We start from the raw sequence: 26,154 nt of genomic DNA on the forward strand, positions 1-26,154 counted from the left end.
ATCACCGTTGAAATTGAGAATACGGGTGGGGCAACGGCAAGTGGTCTCAACCTGTCTAATGCCATCAGCCTAAGCCAGCTTTCGGGCATTAGTGTCGTCCCTAACCAGCATTCTTCGGTAAGCATTGCGGGAAATACGACAAAAACCTTGCAGTACCAGTTGGCGGGGTCTTCGCCTTCGATAGGGACATTAAAGGCGAGCTTTACTGCCAGTCCAGTGAGTGGTACGCAAACCGCCAATCAGGTGTTTGAGCAGTTTGCCAATGCGACTTCCAGCAATTTAACCGTTAATGGGACTTATGTGGTAGGCGTAGGCAGCAACGGCAGCCGTACAGTAAAGGTAACGCTTCAGAACAATAACAATTATGCCCTCAATAACTTGGATTTGAGCAATGCCCTCAGCATTTCCAACGGTTTGGGCATCAATGGGAGTAGCAACAGCAGCGTAACCCTCCCCGCTAACCAGTCGCTTACGCTGACATATCCAGTAACGGGGACACCAACAGCTCCCGGTACTGCCACGGCGACCTTTAGTTCGGCACCGTTTGCGACCCTAACTACTAATTTTAACATCAGTGCAGCTACGGCGACTTTGGGACCGGTAAAAGACCAGTTGATTGTGGCTTTAAACTACAATGGTCAAAAGTACCATTCGCCAGCCACTGGTATTCCAGACGGTTACGAGTTTGAGGTGAAAATCCCTTACACCAATGCCAACCCGACCAACGGCAGTTATTTGGCTTACGAGCAGATTTTGCCGCTTCAGAACGATGCGGGAGGCACCCAGAACTTCAAGTTGTACTATCCTGCAGGGACTTTGGCAGGGGCAAGTGGAACGATTACGGCGAAGTTGCGAAATGTGTCGGGCAGCCCTTTCAAAGCGAAAACTTATGGTCCTGACGGTCAGCAGTACAATCTGATTTTGGGGGCATCGGCTTACACCATCACCTTTAATGGGAATATCTCCAGTACACCGTTTGGGGTAAAAGCCATCGGTGGGATTCCTGACCGTTGTTTTGGTAAGACCACTTTGGAGTGTGTGGGTTACGGGGCAAATGTTAAAGAACACGAGTTTATCTATGTCCCCGTTACAGGTCCCGATGGTAAGACTTGGCTCAACAACAATCTTGGGGCGGAGTATGCTCGTGTAGGTTCTCCTGACTTTAACCCTTTGCAACAAGCCACAAGTTTTAATGATTACAAGGCTTATGGTTCTTTATTTCAGTGGCAAAGAAAACCAGATGGGCACGAATTAGTAAGTAGAAATGGCAGTGGTGGAACTATGAAATATCCTTCTACAGATACCGTTGTGTATGACCCCAACTGGATTGCAGGGCATAATAAATCTATTTCAAATAGCTTGTCATGGGTTGCATCATCAGTTTATAATTCAACAAACAATTTGAATTTATGGGGAGTAGACGGGGCTAATAATCCTTGCCCTATCGGGTATCATGTGCCAAAAACATCTGATTTTTCGAGTTATAAACAAAATAGAGGGAGTTTTTCTTCCGATCCTTTAAAAATCCCAGCAGGAGGAACAAATCTTTATGGTAGCGGTAGTGTAGGTGTTACTGACGCAGGATACTATTGGAGTAGTGAAGCTTGCTGTTCACCTGGAGAGGCATGGGATATGATGCACTATGATACATCAATATATCCTCAATTCACTCAACAACAAGCTGAAGCCTATACTGTGCGCTGTATTCAAGATTAAATAAAATGAGTTATTTTGCAGTAGAGGAGCAATTATTATGGAAAACTAACTTATCTCAATACAATGGATAAGCTAAGAGATAAAGACATAAATGGTTTTTGCAGTGATTATTGTAAAGTTACTTGGAATTGATTTCTGAATAAAAATCTTTATGAATCAATGGCAAAAGCCTAAAATATCAAAATCCCACTATAAATTTTATAGTGGGATTTTTTTTTGTTTATACAAAAAAATCTACTCTAATAGAGTAGATTTTTTATAAAAATTTAGAAGTGGAGAATACGGGATTCGAACCCGTGACCTTTTGACTGCCAGTCAAACGCGCTAGCCAACTGCGCCAATTCCCCTAAAAATTGTTTCTGCGAAGATATACATATTTCATCACAAAAACAAAATCTTGTTTTTTATTCTTGAGTTTTTAGATACTCATCTATAATCTCTAGAGCTTTTTTTTCATCTTTCAATTCTACTTTAACCTTCATAGTTGTAGCTGTAGGCGTAGACAAAAATGAAAGATAACTATTCTCTACTTCTGCTGAAATACCAGCCTCCTCCAGTTTTGATTTAATTAGTTGCACTTCCTGTGTGGTGTCTCCTTCAAATACGGAAACTCTAGTTACTACCTCCATAATTGTTATTTTTTTGTTAACAAGTCCGAATGTACTAATTTTATTTTAATATAACAAACTTTTAAAGAAATATTTTATTTTGAAAGCTCATCTATTGTTTTCTGAATATCTGGGTCATTAGGCGTAATAGCATAATATTTAGCAATATCAGACTTCTGATTTATAACAATATAACGAGGAATCCAATTCAAATCTATATAGTTATTAAAATCATTTTTCCAACCAGAAAAGAACCAATAATTTTCTTTATTAGCTAGCTCGTGTTTGTCTAATCCTTTTTTCCAAGCCTCTTCGCTTCTATCCAGAGATAGAAAAACAAAATCTACATTTGGATTATTATTTTCTAGTGTTCTAGCGGCAGGTAAGGCGTTAATGCAATCTCTACACCAACTTGCCCACATATCTAGTACTAGTATTTTCCCTTTGTGTTTAGATAACAAATCTTTTATTGTGATTTGTGTCCCGTTGATTGTTTGTATTTTTTGGGACAAAGCTGTAGTATTAAATTTAGTTTTTAAAACTTTAGGAACTTCTTGTGAATAAACCAAGGTCCCAAACATCATTCCTGCTATTAGAAGTATTTTTTTCATTGACTGTGATAAATTAAGTTACAATAATACAGATTTTACCTATCAAAACAAAACTAAAAAGCCTTTTGATATCCCATTTTTTTAAATTATTTTTGTAACATTCTAATAAAAAAGTAAAAATATGTCAACTTATGTGGTAGTAGGACTCCAATACGGAGACGAAGGCAAAGGTAAAATTACAGATGTACTCTCTGCGAAATCAGATTATGTGGTGCGTTTCCAAGGTGGGAACAATGCTGGGCATACTGTATATGTGGGCGAAGACAAGTTTGTTCTTCATCTTTTGCCCTCTGGAGTATTACAATGTAAAGGTAAATGTGTTATAGCTAATGGTGTAGTGGTAGATCCTAAAGCATTTATTTCCGAAATAAAACAAATAGAAGCTAAAGGACTTAGTACAGACCACATCTTTATCAGTAGGAGAGCTCATGTTATTATGCCTTATCATATTCTTTTAGACACTTACAGGGAAGAAGAATTGGTAGGAGAGAAACAAATCGGAACTACCAAAAAAGGTATAGGACCGTGCTACGAAGATAAGATTGCAAGAGTAGGAATAAGAATGATTGACCTGCTAAATCCAGAAGTTTTAGCAGAAAAAATCAAAGTAAATCTTAAAGTTAAAAATTCATTATTTGAAAAATATTTTAATAAACCAACTTTAGATTTTGATACCATTTATAATGAATTTTTAACCATCGGAGAACAGCTAAAAGACAGAATTGTAGACACAGAACTAGAAATTAACGAGGCTATTAAAGAAGGGAAAAACATCTTGTTTGAAGGAGCTCAAGCCCTAATGTTGGATATAGATTTCGGTACTTATCCTTATGTTACTTCATCATCTCCGTCCACGGGAGGGGTGTGTACTGGGGCAGGAGTGCCACCTACGGCTCTCAAAAATTTGATAGGTGTGGCTAAGGCTTATACCACAAGAGTAGGTAATGGTCCTTTCCCTACCGAGTTAGATAATGATTTAGGTGAAAAAATTAGACAGATTGGTCACGAGTTTGGTGCAACCACAGGAAGACCTAGAAGAACAGGTTGGCTAGATTTGGTTTCATTAAAGCACGCTTGTATGATTAACGGTATCAATAATTTAGTTATTACAAAACTAGATGTACTCACTAATATTGGAGAAATAAAAGTAGCAACTAAATACAAAACAGAAGACGGAAAAATTATAGACTATTTTACTTCCTCTACTACCAAACTTTATGATTATGAGCCTATATATGAAACCCTAGAAGGTTGGACGGAAGATATTACCAAAGCTCGTTCTTATGATGAGTTGCCAGTAAATGCTCAGAAATACATAGAATTTATAGAGAAATATTTAGGTATCAATGTTTATTTGGTATCTGTAGGACCAGAAAGAACTCAAAATATTATAAGAAAAGAGTTGTTTTAATGGGGACACTATAAAAAATTAACAGTAGATAAAAAATAATAAGTAGCTTTCCACTACTATATTTAAACTGAAAACTCAAGGTATATCATAATTAAAGCCTTGAGTTTTTTTATGATATCAATCTTTGGTTTTTGGTGTCTCTATATTAAATTATTAACTTTGTAGCCTCGTAATTTAGAATAAAATGATGCATTTATCAGAACAAGAAATTATCCGTAGAGAAAAGTTAGAAAAACTTTCTCAAATGGGCATAAATGCCTTTCCGGCAGACGAATATGCTATTACACATACTACACAATCTATAAAAGAAAATTTTCAAGAAGGAAGCAAGGTTAAAATCGCGGGACGCCTCATGTCCAGAAGAATCCAAGGGAAAGCCTCTTTTGCCGAATTACAGGATAGTGAAGGCAGAATCCAAGTGTATTTTAATAGAGATGAAATTTGTCCTGACGAAGACAAAACGCTTTATAACGAAGTCTATAAACATTTGCTTGATATTGGCGATATTATAGGCGTGGAAGGCGAATTGTTCAAAACTCAAGTGGGCGAAATGACGGTGATGGTTAAAAACTTTACCCTTTTAACCAAAACGCTTCGTCCTTTGCCTCAAGCTAAAATCGACGAAAACGGCGTGGTACACGATGCCTTTAACGACCCTGAATTGCGTTACCGTCAGCGTTATGTAGACCTTACGGTAAATCCGCAGGTTAAGGAAATTTTTGTAAAGAGAACCAAATTGTTCAACGCAATGCGGGGGTTCTTTAATGAGGCGGGGTACTTTGAGGTAGAAACGCCTATTTTACAAGCGATTCCGGGGGGAGCTTCAGCAAGACCATTCATTACACATCATAATGCTTTGGACATTCCACTCTATATGAGGATTGCCAATGAGCTTTATTTGAAAAGACTGATTGTTGGAGGCTTTGATGGCGTGTATGAATTCTCTAAAAACTTCCGTAATGAAGGTATGGACCGAACTCACAACCCTGAGTTTACAGCCATGGAGATTTATGTGGCGTACAAGGATTACAACTGGATGATGGATTTTACCGAAAGACTGTTGGAGCATTGTGCTACTGCGGTGAATGGGAAGCCAGAATCTCAATTTGGCGAACATACCATCAATTGGAAAGCTCCTTACCCAAGAATTTCTATGACGGAAGCCATTCAGAAATTTACAGGGTTTGATATTACAGGAAAAACCGAAGAGGAACTTAGAACCTTTGCTAAGTCTATCGGTATAGAGGTAGATGATACGATGGGGAAAGGTAAGCTCATTGATGAAATTTTCGGAGAGAAGTGTGAAGGTAATTTCATTCAGCCGACTTTCATTACCGATTACCCTATCGAAATGTCGCCGCTAACCAAAAAACACCGAAGCAAAGAGGGCTTAACCGAAAGATTTGAGTTGATGGTTTGCGGAAAAGAAATTGCGAATGCTTACTCTGAGCTTAACGACCCTATCGACCAAAGAGAACGCTTTGAGGAGCAGCTTAAACTTTCAGAAAAGGGCGATGACGAGGCGATGTTTATCGACCAAGATTTCCTAAGAGCCTTAGAATACGGTATGCCGCCTACGGCTGGTTTGGGTATCGGTATGGACAGGTTGGTGATGTTCTTGACGAATAATGCTTCTATTCAGGAGGTTTTATTCTTCCCTCAAATGAGACCAGAAAAGACTCAGCCTAAAGTAGAGCTGACCGAGGACGAGCAGAAAATACTTTCCATTCTTAGCCAATATCACGATGAAGTGCCTTTGGCAACCGTGAAAGACCAATCCGGACTTTCCGGTAAAAAATGGGATAAGGCCACCAAAAACCTTTCCAAAAACCAATGCATTAAGGTGGAAAAAATCAATGATGAACTGTGGATGAAAAAACTCTAACTGCCGTTGCACAAGGCGAAACTGTGGTTTTGTCTTTGAGAGGTGTGTAATGACGCTTTGTTAAAAAAATCTGTTTAAAAAAGCTTTAAACAGATTTTTTTTGTATCTTCGGAGGGCTAACCCCTTAAATTTTAATGGTATGAGCATTACGGATTTAAACAACACGCATCTGACAGAGCCACAAATGGAAGCCATAAAACAGGCGCTAACGGCTTTGGAAACGGCGATGGCAAGTCTTCAAGTGAACCTAACACCGGAGGAGAGAAACCGCTATGGGCGGGTGAATGAGCAAAACAAACTCTTTGTGGGGAAAGTGAATGAATACGCCCTGTCCGAACCAGCCTTGCGTTCGCAGGATGTGGATTGGGACGAGTTTGCCAAAGATTTTAAGAGCCGGAACTTTTTGGAAGGCATCATCAACCGGCTCAACAGCCTTTCTACCCGTGCCAACAATGCCAAGACGCTTCACGATTACGATAACTATCAGGACGCTTTGGCGGATTACGCTTACACCTCGTTCCGTGTGGGGTCTAAAGCGGTGGGCTTCGAGGATAAGCATAAGGAATTAAAACAATTCTTCAAACGCCGGAACAGAAACACGACAGTAGAGCCCCCTAAAGAGGGTGAATAATCCCAATCTTACCCCAAAAAAGCACCTTAACGAACCTTTACACAAGCGTTAAGGTGTTTTTTTTATACGAATATCCTGCATTATCATCTTAAAACAGGAAAATATCCTGAAAACAACCCAAAATATGACCTCAGAGGTGTGTCGGAAGCCCTTTTTGAAAAAAAATATGACCTCCGAGGTCCAAAATATAACCTCGGAGGTTCAAAATAGCTCCTCAAAGGTCTAAAATACTACCCCGAAGGTCAAAAACCGTATCAAAAAGGTCTTCCGGAGCTTCAAAAAGGTCTTTGGAACCTTTAAAAGGCTATCCCTAAGCCTTAAAACTCTCCGCTGGAGGATTAAAAAGAGCTTCGGAAGGGGAAAATAAGGTTCCGGAGTTTGTTTTTTGGTATCTTTATCGTCGGAAGTTTTAAATCGGATAGAAGATGAAAAGCCTATTTTTATTCACGCTGTCCCTGCTGGTTTTTTCGCTTTGCAACGGACAGGAACAGCAAAATAGAACCAATTGGAAAGAATTTAATTTAAAAGAAAAGGTAAAATATCTAAGCGAAATCACTTACGATGTCGTGGAAGAAAACGGAACCCTGCAAAAGGGAAATCTAAAAGACCATTTAGAATATCGTTTTCACGAACAAGGTCATAAAGTGGAAGAAATTTGGTATAGATTAGATAATAGCTCTTTAAAATGGACTTATAAGTACGATTCTGTGAGAAAACGAATAGAGGCGTGTGCTACTCCTGATGATTATTTCTTTACGTATAAATATGATGAACAAAGTAACAAAACAGAAGTAAATAAATATATAGATGGTATTTGGGTATGGGAAGAAAGGTTTAAATACGATACGCAAAATAATCTAATAGAAGCCATTATCTTTCACTTAGGGGATTTATATGGCCAAAAAAACTACCAATACGATGCCCAAGGCAACCGGATAGAAGTGAATACTTATGTGCCGGACGGTAGCCTATACAATAAGAAAGTTTATAGATATGATGAGAAAGGAAACGAAATAGAGGTGAAAACCTATAATTCATACGGACGTTTAGAAAGTAAACAGGCTTATCAATACCAATACGATAAGCAAGGGAACTGGATTAAAAAGACAGAGTATGAAGACAATAAACCTATACAAATCACTGAACGGGAAATCCAATATTATCAAAATTAAAATCCAATGAAAAGTCTATTTTTATTCACGCTGTCCCTGCTGGCTTTGTCGCTTTGCAACGGACAGGAACAACAAAAGAAAACCGATGTACAGGAATTAGGGCTGAACGCAACAGTAAAACGGGTAAAAGAAATGGCTTACAACGCTAAAAAACAGAATGAGGCGATAGAAAAGAATCCGTTCGGTGGTATAGAAGAGCATCTGTTTGATGAACAAGGCCGCCGAATAGAACAAAATGACTATAACTTGGACGGTGGTTTGTCTCGCCGGTACACTTATCAGTATGACCATAAAGGCCACTTAACGGAAGATAATGAGTATAATTCGGACGGCAGTTTAAACATGAAGAGGACTTACCAATACGATGAGGAAGGCCGTCAAACAGAGATGATAATATACAACTCGGAAAAAAGCAACAAGGCTACTTATAAATATGACGATAAGGGCCGCCTGATAGAGAAGAATAGTTATGATGAAGGGGGAAATTTAGATTGGAAAACCATTTGTGAATACGACGATAAAGTCCATCGGATAGAGGAGAATCATTATAACGCATGGGGGGATTTTGTTAGTAAGTACATTTATCAATATGATGAAAAAGGAAAACTAATGGAAGAGAAAGAGTATGACTCACACAATAAGTTATACAAAAGGTGCACTTATCAATACGACAGCAAAGGCAATGAAATAGAGGTAAAGGAATATTATGCATACGGTATAGCACATAGTTGGACTTATCAATACGACGAAAAAGGAAACAAAATAGAAGAAAAAGGCTATGCCGGGAACGGCAGTCTAAGTTATAAGGAAACTTTTAAGTATGACCATAAAGGGCATTTAATAGAAAAGAACTTTCATTACTCAGAAGATCGTTTATATTATAGAATGACCTATCAGTATGATGACCATGGTAATCTGACAGAAGAGTGTAAAATTGACGGTTCAGGCGGAGATAAACAGTGTAGAATTTATCAGTACGAGTACGATAAGCAAGGGAACTGGGTTAAAAAGTCAGAATATGGAAACGATGAGCCTACGATACAAACCCTCATCGAACGGGAAATCGAATACCATCAAAACTAAAATCCAATGAAAAGCCTATTTTTATTCACACTGTCCCTGCTGGCTTTGTCACAGACAGGAAAAGCAAACCGATTGGGAAAAGATGAATTTGAAAGGAAAAGTGAAAATAATACGAGGATAGCCTTACAAGGCGATAGATGAAAAGGAAGTGATACAAAAAAGGAAGATGATTTATCATATAGCTAAATAAATGTTTTTATTGATGACTCAGAATAATCATCAGATAAAGAAGCGTAGCACTTTTTCTTGTTTTCGTGTCCATTGCAATATCTTTTTTTGAGCCACTCCACTCTATTACTTCTGAAAAATTTTAAATTTACACATTAAGTAGATACTACCAAAAAAGGGAAGCCTAGCTTCCCCTTTTATAGTCTTTTGGTATTGATAATTATAGCTGCTCTATCTTATCCGTTAAGTTATTGATAAAGTTTTGAAGTGGTTTCTCCACCATCATTTTAATAAAAGGATTAAATTTTCCTTCAAATAAAAGCTGAACTTCTGTTTGGTTTTCGTTAATAGCGTTCATCATTCCTGTAAGACCAAAATCTAAGCTAGAGCTAGCTGATTTTAATACTACTTTTTCGCCTTCCTTTACTTCGTCTATTTTAAGGGCGATTTCTGGCATACCTTTAAGCCCGAACTTAAAACCATCAGCTACGGTTTCAAACTTTTGTAGTCCCTCTGGCATCAGTTCTTTATAATCTTCTGGGCGTTTCAGCATTTCGGATAGCTGTTTTACTGATTTATTTACGATAATTTTTCTTCCTTCTAAATTCATTTCTTATTTTTGTTAAATTATTAAACTTCCGCAAATGTATAAAGTTTTTATCAATGAAAAAAGATTAATCATCAGTAATCAACCCGAAAGTAAGGTGCATAACATCATATTTGTTGGTGAGAAAAATATAAAAGAAGGGATAGAACTACTAGAAAAAACTTCTGCAAGAGAGGTGTGTATTTATGCCTCTAATGTAGATGAGTTGTGGAAGTGTTTTAAATCTTCATTTCATATTGTAGAAGCAGCAGGAGGTTTGGTAACGAATACAGAAGACAAAATTTTATTTATACATAGACTGGGAAAGTGGGACTTGCCTAAAGGTAAACTAGAGAAAGGCGAAGGTATAAAAGAAGCGGCTGTAAGAGAGGTGGAAGAAGAAACAGGGATTACAGACTTAGAGTTACTAGATTTCTTACAGGAAACTTATCACATTTATACCGAAAAAAAGAAAAGAATACTCAAGAAAACCTATTGGTTTACGATGAAATACAACGGCTCCGAGGTGCCTTCTCCACAGATAGAAGAAGGCATTAACAAAGTAGAATGGAAGTCCCATAAGGAAATCCAAGAGCGTATTTATCCTCAAACATTTAAGAATATACAGTTACTAATCAATCTTTATTTTAGATTAAATAATATCGTCTAATATTTTCTCTAAAGCAATACCTCTTGAGCCTTTTAGTAGAATGTTTTTAGTAGTTAGAGGTTGATTTTTAAGATATTCGGATAGCTGTTGAGTGTTAAGAAATGCTGTGCCTCGTGTATTCACACTAGAGAAATGTTTCCCAACGGTAATGATTTTATCAAAATTGAGAGATTGCGCTTTTTGAAGAATAGCTTTATGTTCTTCTTCAGAAGAATCGCCTAGTTCTAACATATCCCCAATGATTACGGTTTTACTATCATTAAACAAAGCAAAATTCTCTAAAGAAACTACCATACTGCTAGGGTTAGCATTGTAAGTGTCTAGCACCAAGGTTTTATCTCCTTTTTGCATAATTTGAGAACGCATATTGTTAGGAGTATAATCTTGTATGGCTTCTTTAATGAGATTTTTGTCAATACCAAAATGTAGTCCTAGAGTTACAGCTGCTGATATGTTGGTAAAGTTATAAGCTCCTGTAAGTTGCGAAATCATTTTTTCGCTTTCAAAAATAAGCCCTACTCTTTGATTATCATAGAATAACTGGAAATCATAATCAGATTGAGGTGTTCCAAAACAAATGGTTTTAGAGTAGTCTTTTGTTTTTTCTATTTGTAGGGTGTCGTTGGCATTAACCAAGATTTTCTTTCTTTCTTTTTTAAGATAATCATACAACTCTGACTTTCCTTTGATAACACCTTCTACGCCTCCAAAGCCTTCAAGATGTGCTTTGCCAAAATTGGTAACATAACCATAGTCAGGCTGAGCTATTTGGCATAAACGTTCGATTTCTTTTTGATGATTAGCCCCCATTTCTACCACTGCGATTTCGTGCTCTGGTTTTATAGAAAGTAAAGTAAGAGGAACACCTATATGGTTATTAAGATTGCCCTTAGTAAATTGCACATTGTATTTCTTGGATAATACCGCAGCTATGAGTTCTTTAGAAGTGGTTTTTCCGTTACTTCCTGTAAGAGCAATAATAGGAATGTTAAGCGTATTTCTATGAAAGGTAGATAATTCTTGTAAAAATTTTAAAGTAGAAGGAACATAAAAAATATTTTTACTCATATTTTCGTACTCCTTTTGTTCTACTATTACAGCTAAAGCTCCTTTGTTAATAGCGTCTTCTGCTAATGTTGCTGCATTGAAATTCTCGCCAGAAAAAGCAAAAAATAAATCACCTTCAGCAATAGTTCTACTATCAATGGAAACTTTATTGCTTTTTAAATATATTGGATAAAATTGTTCTATATTCATAGCCCAAAAATAAAAAAACCTTTCCAATAAAGAAAGGTTTTTTTAGAGTTTAAGAAATTGTTTATCTTTTACTTCTTTTATTCATATTATCTTTAGCATCTTGTGCTACTCGGAAGCCTACCCAGCCGTAAGCTCTTGCTTCATCTCTATATCTTCTTTGCCCTGGGTCTAGCCAATATGCGGTATCCTTCCATGAACCACCTTTAACTACTCTAGAGCTGTTAGAAACATTAGACGTTCTAAACTTTTTATCTTTCTCTAGGATAACTTTCCCCTTAGCATCTACAAAGAATCTTTTCTTAGTAGAGTTATACATATTAAATTCTTTAGATGAGGCACTGTCAAGCTCTCTTCCGTTTCCTACACCTAGAGAAGATATGAAATCCCCATCACGGAAGTTTCTTTTATCATTGGTGACTTCTCTTTCATACTGACCAGGCAATCCTCTATAGACTCTTCTACCATCCGCCAAAGTATCATATTTGATATTATTACCATCAACCTTAGAGAAAGTACCATCACTATTCTTGACTACTTGCTTATAAATATTACCTCTGTAGTAGTTAAAATCGCTTGCTTCATCATCTATTATTGGTCTATACACATCAGCTGTCCATTCAGCCACGTTACCATACATACCATAGATACCTAAATCGTTAGAAGGGTACTGTCTTACATCAGCTGTTGTAGGTGCTCCATCATTATTCCAACCAGCAGGGCCTGAGTAATCTCCTCGCCCATACTTGAAGTTCTCAAGGAACATACCCCTATTTCTACCTTTGTTGCCTCTTAGTTTATCCATTTCAGGTGTTTTACCTGTGTATAGATTATATTCTCTATTCTTTTGTAAACCTAAAGCTGCAAATTCCCACTCCACTTCTGTAGGGAGGCGGTACTTGGTAACTATTCCCGAAGTTGCATCTCTGTTAGCTGCTAAAATTCTAGAATTGGTTGTCTTAATCCCAGACCTTTGTTTAAGCCTTTGCTCGTTGATATAGCTCTGCATTTCAGGGTCGTTCGCTTTATATTTATCTAATGTAAAAGAAGATTGTCCCTGATTATTACTTTCGTTAGTATATAAATCTTTGGAAATCACTCCTTGATCCATTAGTATTCTTTCACCTACTCTGTCCGTTAACCATTCACAATATCTATTCGCCTGTAACCAAGAAACCCCAACTACAGGATAGTTGTCAAATCCTGGTGAACGAAAATAAGTTTCGGAATAGTCATTTCTAGATAATTCATTATTCCAAACCAAAGTATCAGGAAGAGCTCCACTGTAAATATCTTTAAAGTTAGGGTCAGAAGAAGGGAAAACAAATTTCAACCAAGTCACATAGTTACGGTAATCGTAATTGGTAACTTCAGTCTCACCAATGAAGAAAGAACTTACTTGCATTCTTCTAGGGGTGTTATTCCAATCGTGCATTACATCGTCTTTCACTAGCCCCATGGTAAAAGTACCTCCTTGTACGAATACCATACCTGGCTGCCCTTTTTGTTTCTTTTCTCTTTTAGAAAAGAACCAACCTTTTTGATCGTTAGGCTTCCAGCCCGTAAGACTTGTCGTTTTACTAGATCCTCCACCTTTTTTAGTATTACCTCCACCGCAGCTAACTAGAACTAAAAAAGATGAACTTAACACACATAATGAAAATAGTTTTAGTTTTTTCATTTGATATAATAATTTTTCTTTTATTAAATTTAAACAATCAATGGTGAGAATCATTAGTATCTCATCTTCGAAAAGATTTTCAGCCTACAAAGAAAGCTAATTTATTCTACTTTACAAAATAGATTTTAACTTTTTTACAAAACGAAGAGAATTAGATTTTATTGTTATGATTTTTTATTTTTACTTTGCAAGGGAAATAGATTTATTCTAAAATATATTAGGAGTGTTACATTATGAAATTATCAATTAATAAGAATATACCACTAGCAATAGTTTTTATATGTAATTTTTTTGGAGCTCAAACCACTCAAATACAATGGCAAGGTAGTACAGAACTAAGTTATGGCACGAATAAATCGGTTAAACTACCTAGTTTTACTAATAAAGAATTAGTGTTTGATAATAATCAAATATACCTTCAAAATACCACAAAGCTAGTTCAATATGAAAATTATATTGTTACAAACCTAGTATGGGAAAAACTCCAAGATAACCAAAAGTTTGATTTAGACGCTTCTTTAATCACATCAGAGGAAGAAATGGAAGTGAATGTACAAAAAAATTCTTTTGGAGAAGGTTTTCTTCTGAATTTAAGAATTAAAGCTATAAAAAAGGAAGGTAATGAACTAAAGAAATTGGTTTCATACACTTTAGAAAAAGAGAGTAAGAGTTTACACGTTAATAGTAATTCAAATAAGATTTTGTCTACACCTGTAACTAGCCCGTTAGCTTCAGGAACTTTTTATAAAATAAAGGTAGATAAATCGGGGGTATTTAGAATTACGAGCCAGTTTTTGAGGGATAATGGCATCAATCCTTCTTCTATCAATCCTAAAAATTTCAGAATATATGGTAATGGTGGACTTATGTTGCCTGAATATAATCTAGATGAGTATTATAAAACGCTACAAGAGAATGCAATAGAAGTGGTAGGCGAAGAAGATGGGCGATGGGACGAAGGAGATTATGCTCTTTTTTATGCTCAAGGTGCAGATGGCTATGCTTTTTACAATAGGAATAATCGTAAATCGGATACGAGACTAGATAGACCATCTCACTACAAAAATATCTACGAAGACAACGCTTATTATTTTATCAATTTTGACATAGGAGCTGGAAAGAGGATTAGTCAAGCTCAAGATACTACCCCCACTACCGACCTCATTACAGAATATGATGCCTATCAGTTTATCAATGAGGATAAGAATAACCTTAGAGGAATAGGACGATTATGGGTAGATGATGTATTTAATAGCACAAAGGAAGTTAGTTTTAACTTAACCGATATTCCATCGGATTCTAGAGTTAAATTTAGAACAAGGTTAATTGCTAAAGATGCTCAGAATACTAAAATAACCTTAAATATAGGAAGTAATACTTTTGAGCAAAGTATTTCTGGACAAGGTGGATATAATTCTGTTTTATTTCTCTCATCTATAGCATTAGATACTAATAAAGTAGCACTTAACTATACTCCCAATATAAGTACAAATCCGAATGCTGTATTTTATCTAGACTATGCAGAAATAGAATATAAGCAACCATTGAAATTCAATGGATTTCAAATGAATTTTAGAGATTTTGGATTGATGGAAACTTCTATGCGAAACTATGGGTTTCAAATTAGTAATGCCGATGCTATTGATAGAGTTTGGGACGTGTCTGATGTAACTAATATTAAGAATAAAAAGAATCTTAACTCTACGAATAATCTCTTTACTTTAGCTTATCTTGCTAATAATAATGCTTTTAACAATGAGTTTGTCGCCTTTAAGCTAGATGCGGCTTATACGCCTAGTTTTGTTGGTAGGATAGAAAATCAAAATTTACACGGACTTACAGATGTAGATTACCTTATTATTACAAACTCTGATTTTGCAGCAGAAGCCAAAAGATTGGCTGATTATCACACTTATAAAAATGGATTTAAAACAGCGATTGTAGAACCTAGCAAAATATATAACGAGTACAGTTCAGGTGGTCAAGATATTACTGCAATAAGGAACTTTATTTCTCATCTTAAAAATAATGGCAGGTTAAAATATGTCCTATTATTGGGAGATGGCTCTTACGACTATAAAAACCGTACAGGAAGTAATTCTAATATTGTACCCACTTATGAAAGCGAAAGTAGCTTAGATTTTAATAACACCTATGTTACTGATGATTATTTCGTAATGACTTCGCCACAACGGAGCACTTCTTTGAGTAATGTTTTACCTGATTTGCCTATTGGGAGAATCTTAGCTAAAAATACAACGGAAGCTAAAATAGGAATAGATAAAACTTTGGCATATTACAATGCTCTACCAAACCAATCTACACCTTTCGGAGAATGGCGAATGAATATGGACTTTGTTGTAGATGATGATAGAGATGGTGGAGTACCTTTCCATGATGAAATTAATTCGGCTTTAGTTAATTTGTTTGAAACCAGTACTTCAGATAAAAAGGAGTATCATATTAGAAAACTTTACTTAGATTCATTCTCTTCAGAAGCTACTGCAGGGGGGCAAAGGTTTCCTCAAGTTACACAGGGGATTAACACAGCTATGGGGAATAGTTTATTTTTGTTCTATTTTGGGCATGGTGGTATCAATGGTTGGGCTCAAGAGAGGGTACTTACACTTAATGATGTTAATCAGTTTAATAACTTCAGTAGTACTTACAGTCGCTTTCCGCTAGTTTCTACTATTACTTGCGAATTTACCCTTTGGGACGACCCAAATACACCATCTTTAGGAGAGATTTTATTTAAATTAAAATCAGGAGGTCCAGCTACAATGATTACATCTAGTAGAGAGCTAGGAGTGTCTTATGGGAGAAAATTCACCAATGTATTTTTAGAGTCTATTTTTAAAAAAGAAAATACAGAACGCTTCTACACTTTGGGAGATGCTTTTCTAATGGCAAAGAATAATTTTGGAGTTCATCCAGATCATCTAAAAGTTAATATGTTGGGAGACCCAGCAATGAGACTTAGCCGACCAGCACCTAGGATTGTGATAGACCAAATAGAAAAACCAACTCAAGAAAGTGTAAGAGCTTTGGATTTTGTGAAAATTAAAGGTCAGGTTAATACTATTTCTGGGAATTTAGATGAGGCTTTTAATGGTAGAATAGTAGCTAACATTTTTGATAAAATACAAGATAAAAAAACACGAAATAATGATGGAGGCCTAACTCCGATACTCAATTATAAAGTGGAAGGAAATCCTATTGTTAAAGCTTCAGGCACGGTTAAAAATGGGATTTTTGAGATAGAATTTTATATGCCTAAAGATATTGACTTTAGTTTAGGAGACGGAAGGCTACTCTTATATGCTGATAATAAGAAGGTAGATGTTTACCAATCCAAAACGGTTAAAATTGGTGGTATCAATCCTGATGGTATTAAGGATAATGAACCTCCTAAGATTAAACTTTTTATGAATAATACCAATTTCGTTAATGGAGGTATCACAAATGAAAATCCTGTATTTTTAGCTTGTGTTACAGATGATACAGGTATTAACGCCACAGGAGCTGGTATAGGACACGATATTACAGTAACTCTAGATGGGGAAGTCATCAATACCATTGTTCTCAATGATTTCTATATTCCTGGAGAGGAAAATGGCTGTATAAATCCTAATCTCAAAGATTATCAAAAAGGAAGTGTGAGCTATCCATTTAGAAATTTAAAAGCAGGAGAGCACCAATTAGTATTTAAAGTTTGGGATATTAACAATAATTCTTCAACTACATCGTTAAACTTTGTAGTGAAACCTCAGGCGGAAGAAAATTTGGTGGTAAAAAGGTTATTAAATTGGCCTAATCCATTCACTAATAAAACTTACATTCAGTTTGAACATAACTGTTCTGATGTTTTAGAAGTAGAAGTCCAAATTTATACCATCACGGGAAAACTTGTCAAAACTCTGCGCCAGACGGTAAGTTCGGAGCCTTTTAGAGAAGGATTTAGGACAGGAAGACAACAAATAGAATGGGACGGAACAGATGATTATGGTGCAAATGTGGGAAAAGGTACTTATATTTACAAAGTTTTTGTAAAAAGTACCAATCAGGAGACTTGTAAAGGTTCTTCTACTCAAATAGAAAAAATGATAATTTTAAAATAAATAAAATATGAAAGTTACAAAAAGACTACTTTTAGGGTTAGGGGTAACAGTTAGTACCTTAACATTAGCACAGCAGAAAGGGCAAGTACTTACGGGAGCGCCCCTTCTTAGAATTTCTCCAGATGCAAGAGCTGGAGGTATGGGAGATCAAGGGGTGGCAACTTCTTCGGATGCATTTTCACAATTTTGGAATGCAGCAAAATATCCTTTTAGTAAAACTTCTTCGTCTGTAGGTGTAAGTTACACGCCTTATATGAGTAAGTTAACCAATGATGTGTTTCTTCTCTACGCTGGGTATCATACTTTTTTGGGAGAAGAGGAACGTTCTACATTAGGTGCTAGTATCTACTACTTTAATATGGGGCAGGTAGATTTAACTAAGTTAGTAGGAAGTCAAGTAAAAAGAGAGGGAACTGTAACTCCAAACGAATTTGCAATTGATTTGTCTTATGGTTTAAAACTGTCTGATACTTACTCTATGGCAGTTACGGGGCGTTATATTCGTTCAGACTTTGGTAGTTTTAATTCAGATAATACTATTAAACCAGCTAATAGTTTTGCAGTAGATGTTTCAGGTTTTTACCAATCCCCTAAGCATCAGAGCTTTGGTGATTATGAAGGGCAAGCTAGAGCAGGTTTTGCAATACAAAATTTAGGTCCTAAGTTAGATTATACAGGAGACGATACTTCACGTTCTTATTTACCGACTACTTTTAGAATCGGTGGAGGTTATGATGTCTTTTTAGACGATGTTAATAAAGTAGGACTTAGTGTAGAGGCTTCTAAACTATTGGTACCTGGTTCAGAAATTCCAGCAGGTAGTAGCACCCCTCAAATCCCTAATGTGGGTGTAATGGAAGGGATAGGTAAATCCTTTAGCAATCCACAAAGTTTAATGCTAAGTGGAGCATTAGAATATTCTTATGACAACGCTTTTGCGGTAAGAACAGGTTATTTTAGAGAAAGTGAACTTCAAGGGGGAAGACAATTTGCTACGGTGGGTATTGGTTTCAATTATCAATCTTTCGGGTTAGATGTTTCTTACCTTATCAATACTTCTAAAGTTAATACAGCTTTAGATAATACCTTGCGTTTCGGGCTTACTTGGAATATAGGAAATGATACTTCTAAGGCTGACCGCTAATAGGTTAAAATATATCTAATTTCTCTAGGCTAATCTTTTGTGGTTAGCCTAGAGTTTTTATATGAAAATTCTCATTGTTCATTTTAAAATAGGTTATTTGATGTATAGAAATGGTATTTTGTCATTGAAAATGGATAACGACCATACAGGAATGATATTTTATCGCTTAGGAATGAATAAGGACCATTTTTTAGTTAGTGTTCATAATGTACCACAAGTTAAAAATCGCATTTCAGAATTAAAAATAAGGTACACTACTGCCTTAAAATCCTTATCTTTGCACTATGCCAGTGATAACACTTACATCTGATTACGGACTTGTAGACCATAGGGTTGGTGCTATTAAGGGAAGTATTTTGTCCCTAAAATCTGATGCAAGGCTTATAGACCTTAGCCACGATGTAGAACCTTATAATCTCCTTCAGGCGGCTTATATCGTTAGGAATGCTTATGCTTATTTCCCTAAGGGGACAGTACATCTTATCGCAGTAGATAGTTTTTATCATAAAGATAGGAAGGCGGTGGTTTACAAAGTAGACGGACATTATTTTGTGGCGGCAGATAATGGCATTCTTAGTTTAATTTTTTTCAATATCAATCCAGAGGAAATCTATGAAATTACTTTAAATAACAGGTTTGATGACGAAGTTAATTTCACAGCTACTGATGTTTTAGTTCCTGCAGCGGTTCATCTCCATAATGGCGGTTTGCCAGAAGTGATAGGGCGGGTTTATAACGAACCTAAAAAAATATCTTTCCCGAAGGCGATAGAAACAGATAATCTCATTGTGGGACAAATTATGTATGTGGATAATTTTGGTAATGCCGTGTCTAACATCAGTAAAGCATTTTTTGAGAAGAAAGTGGCAGCTTATAATGAGTTTGTTGTGAAATTTAGGAGCTATGCTCTGTCAAAAATTTATAATCAGTATACAGATGTTGTAAAAGATTGGGAAAATGAGAGACAGTATCACGGGAAGCCTTTAGTCTTGTTTAATGATGCGGATTTGCTAGAAATCAGTATTTATAAAGGAACTAAAAATAACGGAGCAAAAACTCTATTAGGTGTAAGTGTGGGCGAAAAAGTGTATGTAGAATTTAACAAAAATAAATCATAAGTTATGGCATATTTAATCATAAAGGCATTACACATTGTATTTATGGTAAGCTATTTTGCTGGGATTTTTTATTTGGTAAGATTATTTGTGTACTATAAGGATACTGATGATTTTGATACTCCAAAACAAACCGTTCTTAGAGAGCAATATTTGTTTATGATGAGACGATTGTGGAATATTATTACCGTTCCTGCTGGAGTTTTAATGTTACTTTTTGGAATAATTCTTATCATAATGAATCCTTATCTGATGAAAATGCCTTGGTTTCATCTAAAGCTGTCTTTTTTAATTGGTTTGGCTGTGTATCATTATTGGTGTTGGAAGAAAGTTTTAGTAGTGAAAAATCTTAATTTTTCGGAACTTTCCACCTCTAATCTTAAATTAAGACAAGCGAATGAAATTGCTACTTTTCTACTATTTTTAGTGGTATTTACGGTAATTTTAAAGGCTTTTGTGATAGATTATTGGTGGCAGTTGATAGTGGGCTTCTTGGTTCTTGTGGTTGTAATTATGCTCACGGTGAAGCTAGTTAATAAAAATAAAAAATAATCGTTTCTATAAAGATGATAGCATTATTTAAAAAAGATTTTAAAGCCTATTTTGGAGGCTGGTCAGCGTGGCTGATTATCGCTGTGTATAGTCTTATTGGAGCTTTGTTTCTGTTTTTCTTTGATAACAGTTTTAATATTTTAGAAATAGGAACTGCCTCTTTACAAAGTTACTTTGTTTTATCGCCTTGGTTGTTAATGTTTATTATTCCAGCATTGAGTATGAAATCCTTTGCAGAGGAGCAACAAAATGGTACGCTCTATTGGCTGTTTTCTCAACCTTTAAAAACTTTTGAAATTGTAGGAGGAAAGTTTTTAGCTGTTTTTTTAGTGGGAATTTTATGCTTGTTGCCATCGTTGTTTTATATGTATACGGTCTATACTCTTGGTATGGCGGAAGGTAATTTAGATTTAGGAATGACGCTAGGAGGTTACATAGGATTATCGGTTTTAATTGCGGCATTTTCTAGTGTGGGCGTTTTAGCATCTACCTTGTCGTCTAATCAAATTATGGCGTATCTGTTAGGTGTGTTTGTTAATTTTATATTGTATTTTGGGATTGAACAATTAGCAAGTTATAAACTGTTGGGAGCGGCAGATTATTGGCTTCAAAGTTTAGGCTTTTACCATCATTTTATGGCATTTACAAGAGGATTGATAGATACCAAAGATGTATTTTATTTTCTATTGATAGTAGTGATTAGTTTGTATTTTTCAGTATTTTTTATTGATAAAAAGAAGAAGATTTAAGTATGAAAAAATGGCTTCAAAATAATATTACCGTTATAATAGTAGGAGTGGTAGCTCTATTGGGTATTTTAGGTACATTTCAAGCAAGGTTTGACCTAACGGAAGAAAAACGCTATACACTTAACGAGGCTACCATAAAGACTTTAGAATCGGTTAAGAAACCTTTGGTGATAGATGTTTATTTGGACGGAGATTTCCCTGCATCGTTTAAGCAACTCCAAAGCGAAACCAAATTTATGCTAGAGGAGTTTAGGAAAATCAATCCTAAAATTGACTATAAATTCATAGACCCTATTAAGACTAAAATGTCAAAAGACACGCTAATGGCAATGGGAATGCAGCCTTCTGTTCTTCCAGATATGAAAGATGGGAAGGTATCAGAAATTGTGCTGTTTCCCTATGCAGTAATGCGTTATGCAGATTATGGGACTTCCGTTCCGTTGATTATAGATCAAATAGGGCTAGATGCGAGCACTCAGCTTAATAAATCTATAGAAAATTTAGAGTACAACCTTATTTCTAATATAAAAGCTCTGACTACTGAACATAGAAAAAACATCGGTATTATCGTTAATCATAGTGAGTTAAAGCCTGATGCATTCCAAGGATTTGTGGATATGGCATTAGAAAACTATAACATAGGAGCTATCATTCCTGAAAAGGAAACATGGCTTTCTGTTGCCGATATGCCTAAACTTAAAAAGATGGACGCTCTTGTGGTTGCCAAACCTAGAAAACCTTTCTCCGATGAAGAAAAAGTAGTGTTAGACCAATATATTATGAATGGTGGGAAGATGCTATGGATGCTAGATGCGGTAAACGCTGAAATGGATACACTTTTCCAAGCAAAAAAGATTATGGCATATCCTGTAGATCTTAATCTTACCGATTTTTTCTTTAATTATGGAGTAAGAATTACGCCAGCTTTAGTGAAAGACTTTAAGAAAACAGCATTTATAAGGCTAGGTGCAGGAGAAATTGCAGGAAACCCTCAATATAAAAACTTCCTTTGGCCTTATTTTCCGTTAGGTATATCAGAAACACCTCATGTCATTACTAAAAATATCAACCCTGTAAAGTTTGAATTTCCTACTGCGATAGATACGCTCTCTAGGGAAGGTATCAAAAAACAGGTTTTGTTTGAGTCTAGCGAAAGAACTTCTAGCAAGGCAGTTCCTAACTATGTGGCTCTCTCCGAAATTGTGAATGCAGACTCTCTAGGAGCAATGGAACGCCCAAGCACTCCCAAGATTTTTGCAGTAAGTTTAGAAGGTAAATTTAGGTCTGCTTATGCTAATAGAAGTGAGCGAAGTAGTTTTCCTAATTTTAAAAGTCAAAGCCCCGAAAATAAAATGCTTGTAATCGCAGATGGAGATGTAGGTAGAAATCAAACTCTTAAAGGTGAGCCTTTGCCTCTAGGCGTAGATTTGCTGACCAACCAAAAATACGGTAACGAACAATTTTTGAGAAATGCTTTAGATTGGCTTTTGGACGATTCTAATCTTATGAGCCTTAGAAACCGAAACATAGAAGCACGACTTTTAGATGCAAGAAGAATAGAACAAGAGAGAACCGAATGGCAATGGTTTAATTTACTATCTCCTTTAGTTTTAATAGCTATATTGAGTGCTTTGTTTTATTGGTGGAGGAAACAGAAGTATGTAAAATATCTATTCACTTAATAGATTGACATATTGCTCTAAAATCACATCTTTGGAAAATAGAGAGTAGATGTGGTTTCTTATATTTTCTTTAGGAAAATTTCCTTGAGATAATATGGATTTTATTTTTTCTGAAAACTCTTTGTGATTTTCTATGTTTGCAACTTCTCCGTTTACGCCGTGTTTTATAATTTCGTTAATTCCTCCAGGGCAGTTATTGGCAAGGGCATAAGTACCACACGCTCCAGCTTCTAGTAATACATTAGGAAAGCCCTCGTATCTTGAAGAGAGGATAAATAAATCGGCATATTTTAGAAATTGATAAGGGTTCTTTTGTTTTCCGTGGAATATCACATTGGACAGTCCTAACTCTTCTTTCATTTGGTGGAGAAGCTCCTTATCCTTACCATCGCCTAAAATATGGAGTTTTATCGGTTCATTTTTAAGAAAAGAAAAGACTTTGAGTAGATTATCAAACCCCTTTCTTTCAGATAGATTACCTATGGCAACCACATTTTTCATTTCGTTTGAGAAAAGGTTAGGTTTTTCTGAAATAGAAAGCTGTTGGTCTATAAATTCAAAATCAACAGGATTGTTGATTTTGGTAATTTTGTTAGGTTTTATATTGAAATTTTTAATTAAATCTTCCGCCATATCATCACTTTGAGCAATAATAGTATGGAAGTTATTATAAAATTTATAGAAAAACTTAATTTCCTTTCTTGTAACATGTTTAGAGACTACATTGGTTTCCCTAGCGATAAATTTCACTTTAGGGAAAAGTCGTGTAAATATTGATAAATAAGCATTTACTTCACCAAACCCGGAGAATACAATGTCTGGCTTTCTCCTCCATATTTCCCTCAAAATAGGTTTTAGAGAATGGCGTATCCTAGGTGTTTTTAAATCTATAACTTCTATATCCTTTTTTAGAAAATCTAAATAACCGCCTTCTTTTCTAAGAAGCATTATTTTAGGAGTAAATTTTTCTCTCGGTAGATGATTAGCAATGGTGGTTACAATTCGTTCTGCACCACCCATTTCCATATCGGGAAGAATAAAAATAATCTCCTTTTTCTTCATAAAATTAGTTGGCTACATCGCTAATAAACTTAATTCTAAGCAGGCGAACTTCGTCATCGCTCAACTCTTCGCCAAACTCTGCTAAAAGGACTTTCATGCTATCACTTTCAGACTCTTTCATAAACTCCATAAAATCTTCTACCATCTCCTCATCAAAATTATCTTCTATATAATAGTCTATGTTAAGTTTTGTGCCTTGATAAACAATGCTTTCCATTTCGGAAATGAGTTCGTCCATCGAAAGATTTTTAGCATTAGCAATATCTTCTAAATCTATCTTTTTATCTGTATTCTGAATGATGAACACTTTGTGGCTAGATTTGTTTGCTACTTTTTTTAGCACCATATCATCAGGGCGTTCTATGTTGTTGTCTTCAACATATTTTTTGATGAACTCGGCAAATTCTTTCCCAAACTTTTTAGCTTTACCCTCACCTACACCATAAACCTTTGCAATTTCTTCTATAGTGATAGGGTATTGCACCGTCATATCCTCTAAACTTGGGTCCATAAACACAGTGTAAGGAGGAATGCCTTGTTTTTGAGCGATTTTCTTTCTTAAATCCTTAAGTTGATTAAATAGAATTTTATCAAGTCCACCACCACTTTGGAGTTGTATTTGGTCTGAATCGGCTTTAGTTTGAGCCAAATCGTACTCTCTATCTTCGGCAATTAAGAAAGGCTCTTTGTCTTTTCCAGAAATAATATTCTGTCCTTTCTTGCTCACCCTAAGCACTCCATAGGTCTCTATATCTTTAATAATATAGCCTCTCACCGTAGCTTGTCTAATGATAGATTTCCAATAATTATCCGAAGTTTCTTTACCTATACCAAAGAACTCGGATTTCTCTAACTTATAGGATTTGGTGGTTGGTGTTTCCTTGCCTACAAGAACAGCGATTAAGTCTTTAGTTTTGAACTTTTCTTCTAAACTTTTAATGAGGTTAAGTACGGTTTTAAAATCGTTTGTAACATCTTTTAGTTTAGGTGGATTTGCAGAGTTGTCGTCCATTTTAGCACCAGCTCCGTTAATTGGATCAAACTCCTCACCGAAGTAATAGAGTATGTACTGTCTTCTACTCATAGAGGTTTCGGCATATCCTACTACTTCGTTTAGCAACTGTAAGCCAACTTCTTTCTCCGAAACCGATTTTTGAGCTAAGAACTTCTCTAGTTTTTCAATATCTTTAGGGTCGTAGAATGCTAAACAATGTCCTTCGCCACCGTCTCTACCAGCTCTACCTGTTTCTTGGTAATAACTTTCTAAAGATTTAGGGAAATCATAATGTATTACAAAACGAACATCGGGTTTGTCTATCCCCATACCAAAAGCGATGGTAGCTACGATGACATCACATTCTTCCATTAAGAATTTATCTTGATTAGCCACTCTTGTTTTTTGGTCTAACCCTGCGTGATAGGGTAGAGCATTGATGCCATTAACTTGTAAAGTTTGTGCAAATTCTTCTACTTTTTTACGGCTAAGGCAGTAAACTATCCCTGATTTTCCTTTATTTTTATTGATGAATTTTACAATTTCTTTTTCTACATCTACCTTTGGGCGTACTTCGTAAAATAGATTTGGTCGGTTAAAACTTTCTTTGAAAACTATTGCATCTGACATACCCAATGTTTTCTGAATATCATCTTGCACCTTAGGTGTAGCCGTTGCTGTGAGTGCAATAACGGGAACATTAGCTATTTTATCTATAATACCTTTTAAATTTCGGTATTCTGGTCGGAAATCGTGTCCCCATTCAGAGATACAATGAGCTTCATCTATAGCTACAAAAGAAATGTTAGCCTGTTTTAAAAAATCCAGATAATCCTCTTTTATTAAAGACTCAGGAGCTACATACAAGAGTTTGGTTCTTCCGCTATTGATGTCGCTGAAAACCTGTTTTATCTGTGTTTTATTAAGAGAAGAATTAAGTACATGAGCTACTCCTTCTTCTGAAGAAAGCCCATTAACCGCATCTACTTGGTTTTTCATTAAGGCAATAAGTGGAGATACCACGATAGCTGTGCCTTCTGAAATAAGTGCAGGGAGCTGATAGCAAAGAGATTTACCTCCACCAGTAGGCATAAGTACAAATACATCTTTACCGCTAAGAAGTGTACTGATAATAGCCTCTTGCTGTCCTTTAAAGGTAGAAAATCCAAAATACTTTTTGAGTTCTTCTGCTAAATTGTATGTTTTTTTAGTCATTTTTAGTTTAGTTTACTAAATTTGCAACTTACCAAAGATAAGAA

21 protein-coding genes and 1 tRNA gene are annotated in these 26,154 nt (G+C 35.7%); 14 read left to right on the top strand and 8 right to left on the bottom strand.

From position 1 onward, the window contains the following. Nucleotides 1-1,716 (top strand): hypothetical protein (locus D1003_RS10990; RefSeq protein WP_185148316.1); only part of this gene is annotated, 1,716 nt, incomplete at its 5' end. 273 nt (nucleotides 1,717-1,989) lie between these two features. Here D1003_RS10990 and D1003_RS00005 read toward each other — a convergent pair. The 3 genes from D1003_RS00005 to D1003_RS00015 form a co-directional block, all read right to left on the bottom strand. After that, nucleotides 1,990-2,063 (bottom strand) — tRNA-Ala (locus tag D1003_RS00005). Between the two features lie 57 nt (nucleotides 2,064-2,120). Beyond that, nucleotides 2,121-2,345: a DUF2007 domain-containing protein gene (locus tag D1003_RS00010; RefSeq protein ID WP_052911041.1), complete on the bottom strand. Its 225-nt coding sequence runs from the start codon at nucleotides 2,343-2,345 to the stop codon at nucleotides 2,121-2,123. Between the two features lie 74 nt (nucleotides 2,346-2,419). Further along, on the bottom strand, nucleotides 2,420-2,935 hold the full coding sequence (locus D1003_RS00015) for a thioredoxin family protein (RefSeq protein WP_153935222.1): 516 nt from the start codon (nucleotides 2,933-2,935) through the stop codon (nucleotides 2,420-2,422). A gap of 121 nt (nucleotides 2,936-3,056) precedes the next feature. Between D1003_RS00015 and D1003_RS00020 the strand changes: the two genes are divergently transcribed. The 5 genes from D1003_RS00020 (at nucleotide 3,057) to D1003_RS00040 (ending at nucleotide 9,117) form a co-directional block, all read left to right on the top strand. After that, entirely contained in the window at nucleotides 3,057-4,346 is a 1,290-nt protein-coding gene (locus tag D1003_RS00020) for an adenylosuccinate synthase (protein ID WP_153935223.1), read from the top strand. A 187-nt stretch (nucleotides 4,347-4,533) separates the two neighbouring features. After that, a complete protein-coding gene (gene lysS / locus D1003_RS00025; RefSeq protein WP_153935560.1) occupies nucleotides 4,534-6,231 on the top strand; it encodes a lysine--tRNA ligase in 1,698 nt (565 codons plus the stop codon). A gap of 139 nt (nucleotides 6,232-6,370) precedes the next feature. Next, the gene (locus D1003_RS00030; RefSeq protein WP_153935224.1) at nucleotides 6,371-6,862 is read left to right on the top strand and encodes a hypothetical protein; all 492 of its coding nucleotides are present in this window, start codon (nucleotides 6,371-6,373) and stop codon (nucleotides 6,860-6,862) included. Between the two features lie 425 nt (nucleotides 6,863-7,287). Continuing rightward, a complete protein-coding gene (locus D1003_RS00035; RefSeq protein ID WP_153935225.1) occupies nucleotides 7,288-8,034 on the top strand; it encodes a hypothetical protein in 747 nt (248 codons plus the stop codon). A 132-nt stretch (nucleotides 8,035-8,166) separates the two neighbouring features. Beyond that, on the top strand, nucleotides 8,167-9,117 hold the full coding sequence (locus tag D1003_RS00040; protein ID WP_153935226.1) for an RHS repeat domain-containing protein: 951 nt from the start codon (nucleotides 8,167-8,169) through the stop codon (nucleotides 9,115-9,117). Nucleotides 9,118-9,505: 388 nt separating this feature from the next. On the opposite strand, the gene D1003_RS00045 is transcribed toward D1003_RS00040, so the two are convergent. Next, nucleotides 9,506-9,895 (bottom strand): SRPBCC family protein, encoded by a 390-nt coding sequence (locus D1003_RS00045; RefSeq protein ID WP_153935227.1) that lies wholly within the window; start codon nucleotides 9,893-9,895, stop codon nucleotides 9,506-9,508. A gap of 34 nt (nucleotides 9,896-9,929) precedes the next feature. Here D1003_RS00045 and D1003_RS00050 point away from each other — a divergent pair, with 34 nt between their 5' ends. Next, entirely contained in the window at nucleotides 9,930-10,541 is a 612-nt protein-coding gene (locus tag D1003_RS00050) for an NUDIX hydrolase (protein WP_153935228.1), read from the top strand. Here the strand turns inward: D1003_RS00050 and murF are convergent. Next, nucleotides 10,524-11,798: a UDP-N-acetylmuramoyl-tripeptide--D-alanyl-D-alanine ligase gene (gene murF / locus D1003_RS00055; RefSeq protein ID WP_153935229.1), complete on the bottom strand. Its 1,275-nt coding sequence runs from the start codon at nucleotides 11,796-11,798 to the stop codon at nucleotides 10,524-10,526. The genes D1003_RS00050 and murF overlap by 18 nt on opposite strands. A 61-nt stretch (nucleotides 11,799-11,859) precedes the next feature. Next, nucleotides 11,860-13,476 carry a gliding motility lipoprotein GldJ gene (gene gldJ, locus D1003_RS00060; RefSeq protein WP_153935230.1) on the bottom strand — a complete coding sequence of 539 codons (1,617 nt, stop codon included), beginning with the start codon at nucleotides 13,474-13,476 and terminating at the stop codon, nucleotides 11,860-11,862. Between the two features lie 233 nt (nucleotides 13,477-13,709). Between gldJ and porU the strand changes: the two genes are divergently transcribed. From porU to gldG, 7 genes are all read left to right on the top strand, one after another. Continuing rightward, entirely contained in the window at nucleotides 13,710-17,597 is a 3,888-nt protein-coding gene (gene porU / locus D1003_RS00065; RefSeq protein ID WP_153935231.1) for a type IX secretion system sortase PorU, read from the top strand. A 7-nt stretch (nucleotides 17,598-17,604) separates the two neighbouring features. Next, nucleotides 17,605-18,741, top strand: a complete 1,137-nt coding sequence (porV, locus tag D1003_RS00070) for a type IX secretion system outer membrane channel protein PorV (protein WP_038693227.1) — start codon at nucleotides 17,605-17,607, stop codon at nucleotides 18,739-18,741. A gap of 61 nt (nucleotides 18,742-18,802) precedes the next feature. Further along, nucleotides 18,803-19,051, top strand: a complete 249-nt coding sequence (locus tag D1003_RS00075) for a hypothetical protein (protein ID WP_038693226.1) — start codon at nucleotides 18,803-18,805, stop codon at nucleotides 19,049-19,051. Next, entirely contained in the window at nucleotides 19,026-19,859 is an 834-nt protein-coding gene (locus tag D1003_RS00080) for an S-adenosyl-l-methionine hydroxide adenosyltransferase family protein (RefSeq protein ID WP_153935232.1), read from the top strand. The genes D1003_RS00075 and D1003_RS00080 overlap by 26 nt, the downstream gene beginning before the upstream one ends. A 3-nt stretch (nucleotides 19,860-19,862) precedes the next feature. After that, on the top strand, nucleotides 19,863-20,408 hold the full coding sequence (locus D1003_RS00085) for a CopD family protein (protein WP_153935233.1): 546 nt from the start codon (nucleotides 19,863-19,865) through the stop codon (nucleotides 20,406-20,408). 14 nt (nucleotides 20,409-20,422) lie between these two features. Next, entirely contained in the window at nucleotides 20,423-21,157 is a 735-nt protein-coding gene (locus D1003_RS00090) for an ABC transporter permease subunit (RefSeq protein WP_038693220.1), read from the top strand. Between the two features lie 2 nt (nucleotides 21,158-21,159). Beyond that, a complete protein-coding gene (gene gldG / locus D1003_RS00095; protein WP_153935234.1) occupies nucleotides 21,160-22,839 on the top strand; it encodes a gliding motility-associated ABC transporter substrate-binding protein GldG in 1,680 nt (559 codons plus the stop codon). Here the strand turns inward: gldG and D1003_RS00100 are convergent. Both D1003_RS00100 and recQ read right to left on the bottom strand, forming a co-directional pair. Further along, nucleotides 22,828-23,901, bottom strand: coding sequence for a glycosyltransferase (locus tag D1003_RS00100; RefSeq protein WP_153935235.1), 1,074 nt, complete (start codon nucleotides 23,899-23,901; stop codon nucleotides 22,828-22,830). The genes gldG and D1003_RS00100 overlap by 12 nt on opposite strands. 4 nt (nucleotides 23,902-23,905) lie before the next feature. Beyond that, nucleotides 23,906-26,110, bottom strand: coding sequence for a DNA helicase RecQ (recQ, locus tag D1003_RS00105; protein ID WP_153935236.1), 2,205 nt, complete (start codon nucleotides 26,108-26,110; stop codon nucleotides 23,906-23,908). Nucleotides 26,111-26,154 lie beyond the last annotated feature (44 nt).

Origin of the sequence: Riemerella anatipestifer, from assembly GCF_009663465.1 — a bacterium.
Lineage (GTDB): Bacteria > Bacteroidota > Bacteroidia > Flavobacteriales > Weeksellaceae > Riemerella > Riemerella anatipestifer_C.

Coding starts and splice junctions, on each gene's coding strand:
- D1003_RS00010 (WP_052911041.1), bottom strand. CDS start 2,345: ATGGAGGTAGTAACTAGAGTTTCCGTATTTGAAGGAGACACCACACAG.
- D1003_RS00015 (WP_153935222.1), bottom strand. CDS start 2,935: ATGAAAAAAATACTTCTAATAGCAGGAATGATGTTTGGGACCTTGGTT.
- D1003_RS00020 (WP_153935223.1), top strand. CDS start 3,057: ATGTCAACTTATGTGGTAGTAGGACTCCAATACGGAGACGAAGGCAAA.
- lysS (WP_153935560.1), top strand. CDS start 4,534: ATGCATTTATCAGAACAAGAAATTATCCGTAGAGAAAAGTTAGAAAAA.
- D1003_RS00030 (WP_153935224.1), top strand. CDS start 6,371: ATGAGCATTACGGATTTAAACAACACGCATCTGACAGAGCCACAAATG.
- D1003_RS00035 (WP_153935225.1), top strand. CDS start 7,288: ATGAAAAGCCTATTTTTATTCACGCTGTCCCTGCTGGTTTTTTCGCTT.
- D1003_RS00040 (WP_153935226.1), top strand. CDS start 8,167: ATGGCTTACAACGCTAAAAAACAGAATGAGGCGATAGAAAAGAATCCG.
- D1003_RS00045 (WP_153935227.1), bottom strand. CDS start 9,895: ATGAATTTAGAAGGAAGAAAAATTATCGTAAATAAATCAGTAAAACAG.
- D1003_RS00050 (WP_153935228.1), top strand. CDS start 9,930: ATGTATAAAGTTTTTATCAATGAAAAAAGATTAATCATCAGTAATCAA.
- murF (WP_153935229.1), bottom strand. CDS start 11,798: ATGAATATAGAACAATTTTATCCAATATATTTAAAAAGCAATAAAGTT.
- gldJ (WP_153935230.1), bottom strand. CDS start 13,476: ATGAAAAAACTAAAACTATTTTCATTATGTGTGTTAAGTTCATCTTTT.
- porU (WP_153935231.1), top strand. CDS start 13,710: ATGAAATTATCAATTAATAAGAATATACCACTAGCAATAGTTTTTATA.
- porV (WP_038693227.1), top strand. CDS start 17,605: ATGAAAGTTACAAAAAGACTACTTTTAGGGTTAGGGGTAACAGTTAGT.
- D1003_RS00075 (WP_038693226.1), top strand. CDS start 18,803: ATGAAAATTCTCATTGTTCATTTTAAAATAGGTTATTTGATGTATAGA.
- D1003_RS00080 (WP_153935232.1), top strand. CDS start 19,026: ATGCCAGTGATAACACTTACATCTGATTACGGACTTGTAGACCATAGG.
- D1003_RS00085 (WP_153935233.1), top strand. CDS start 19,863: ATGGCATATTTAATCATAAAGGCATTACACATTGTATTTATGGTAAGC.
- D1003_RS00090 (WP_038693220.1), top strand. CDS start 20,423: ATGATAGCATTATTTAAAAAAGATTTTAAAGCCTATTTTGGAGGCTGG.
- gldG (WP_153935234.1), top strand. CDS start 21,160: ATGAAAAAATGGCTTCAAAATAATATTACCGTTATAATAGTAGGAGTG.
- D1003_RS00100 (WP_153935235.1), bottom strand. CDS start 23,901: ATGAAGAAAAAGGAGATTATTTTTATTCTTCCCGATATGGAAATGGGT.
- recQ (WP_153935236.1), bottom strand. CDS start 26,110: ATGACTAAAAAAACATACAATTTAGCAGAAGAACTCAAAAAGTATTTT.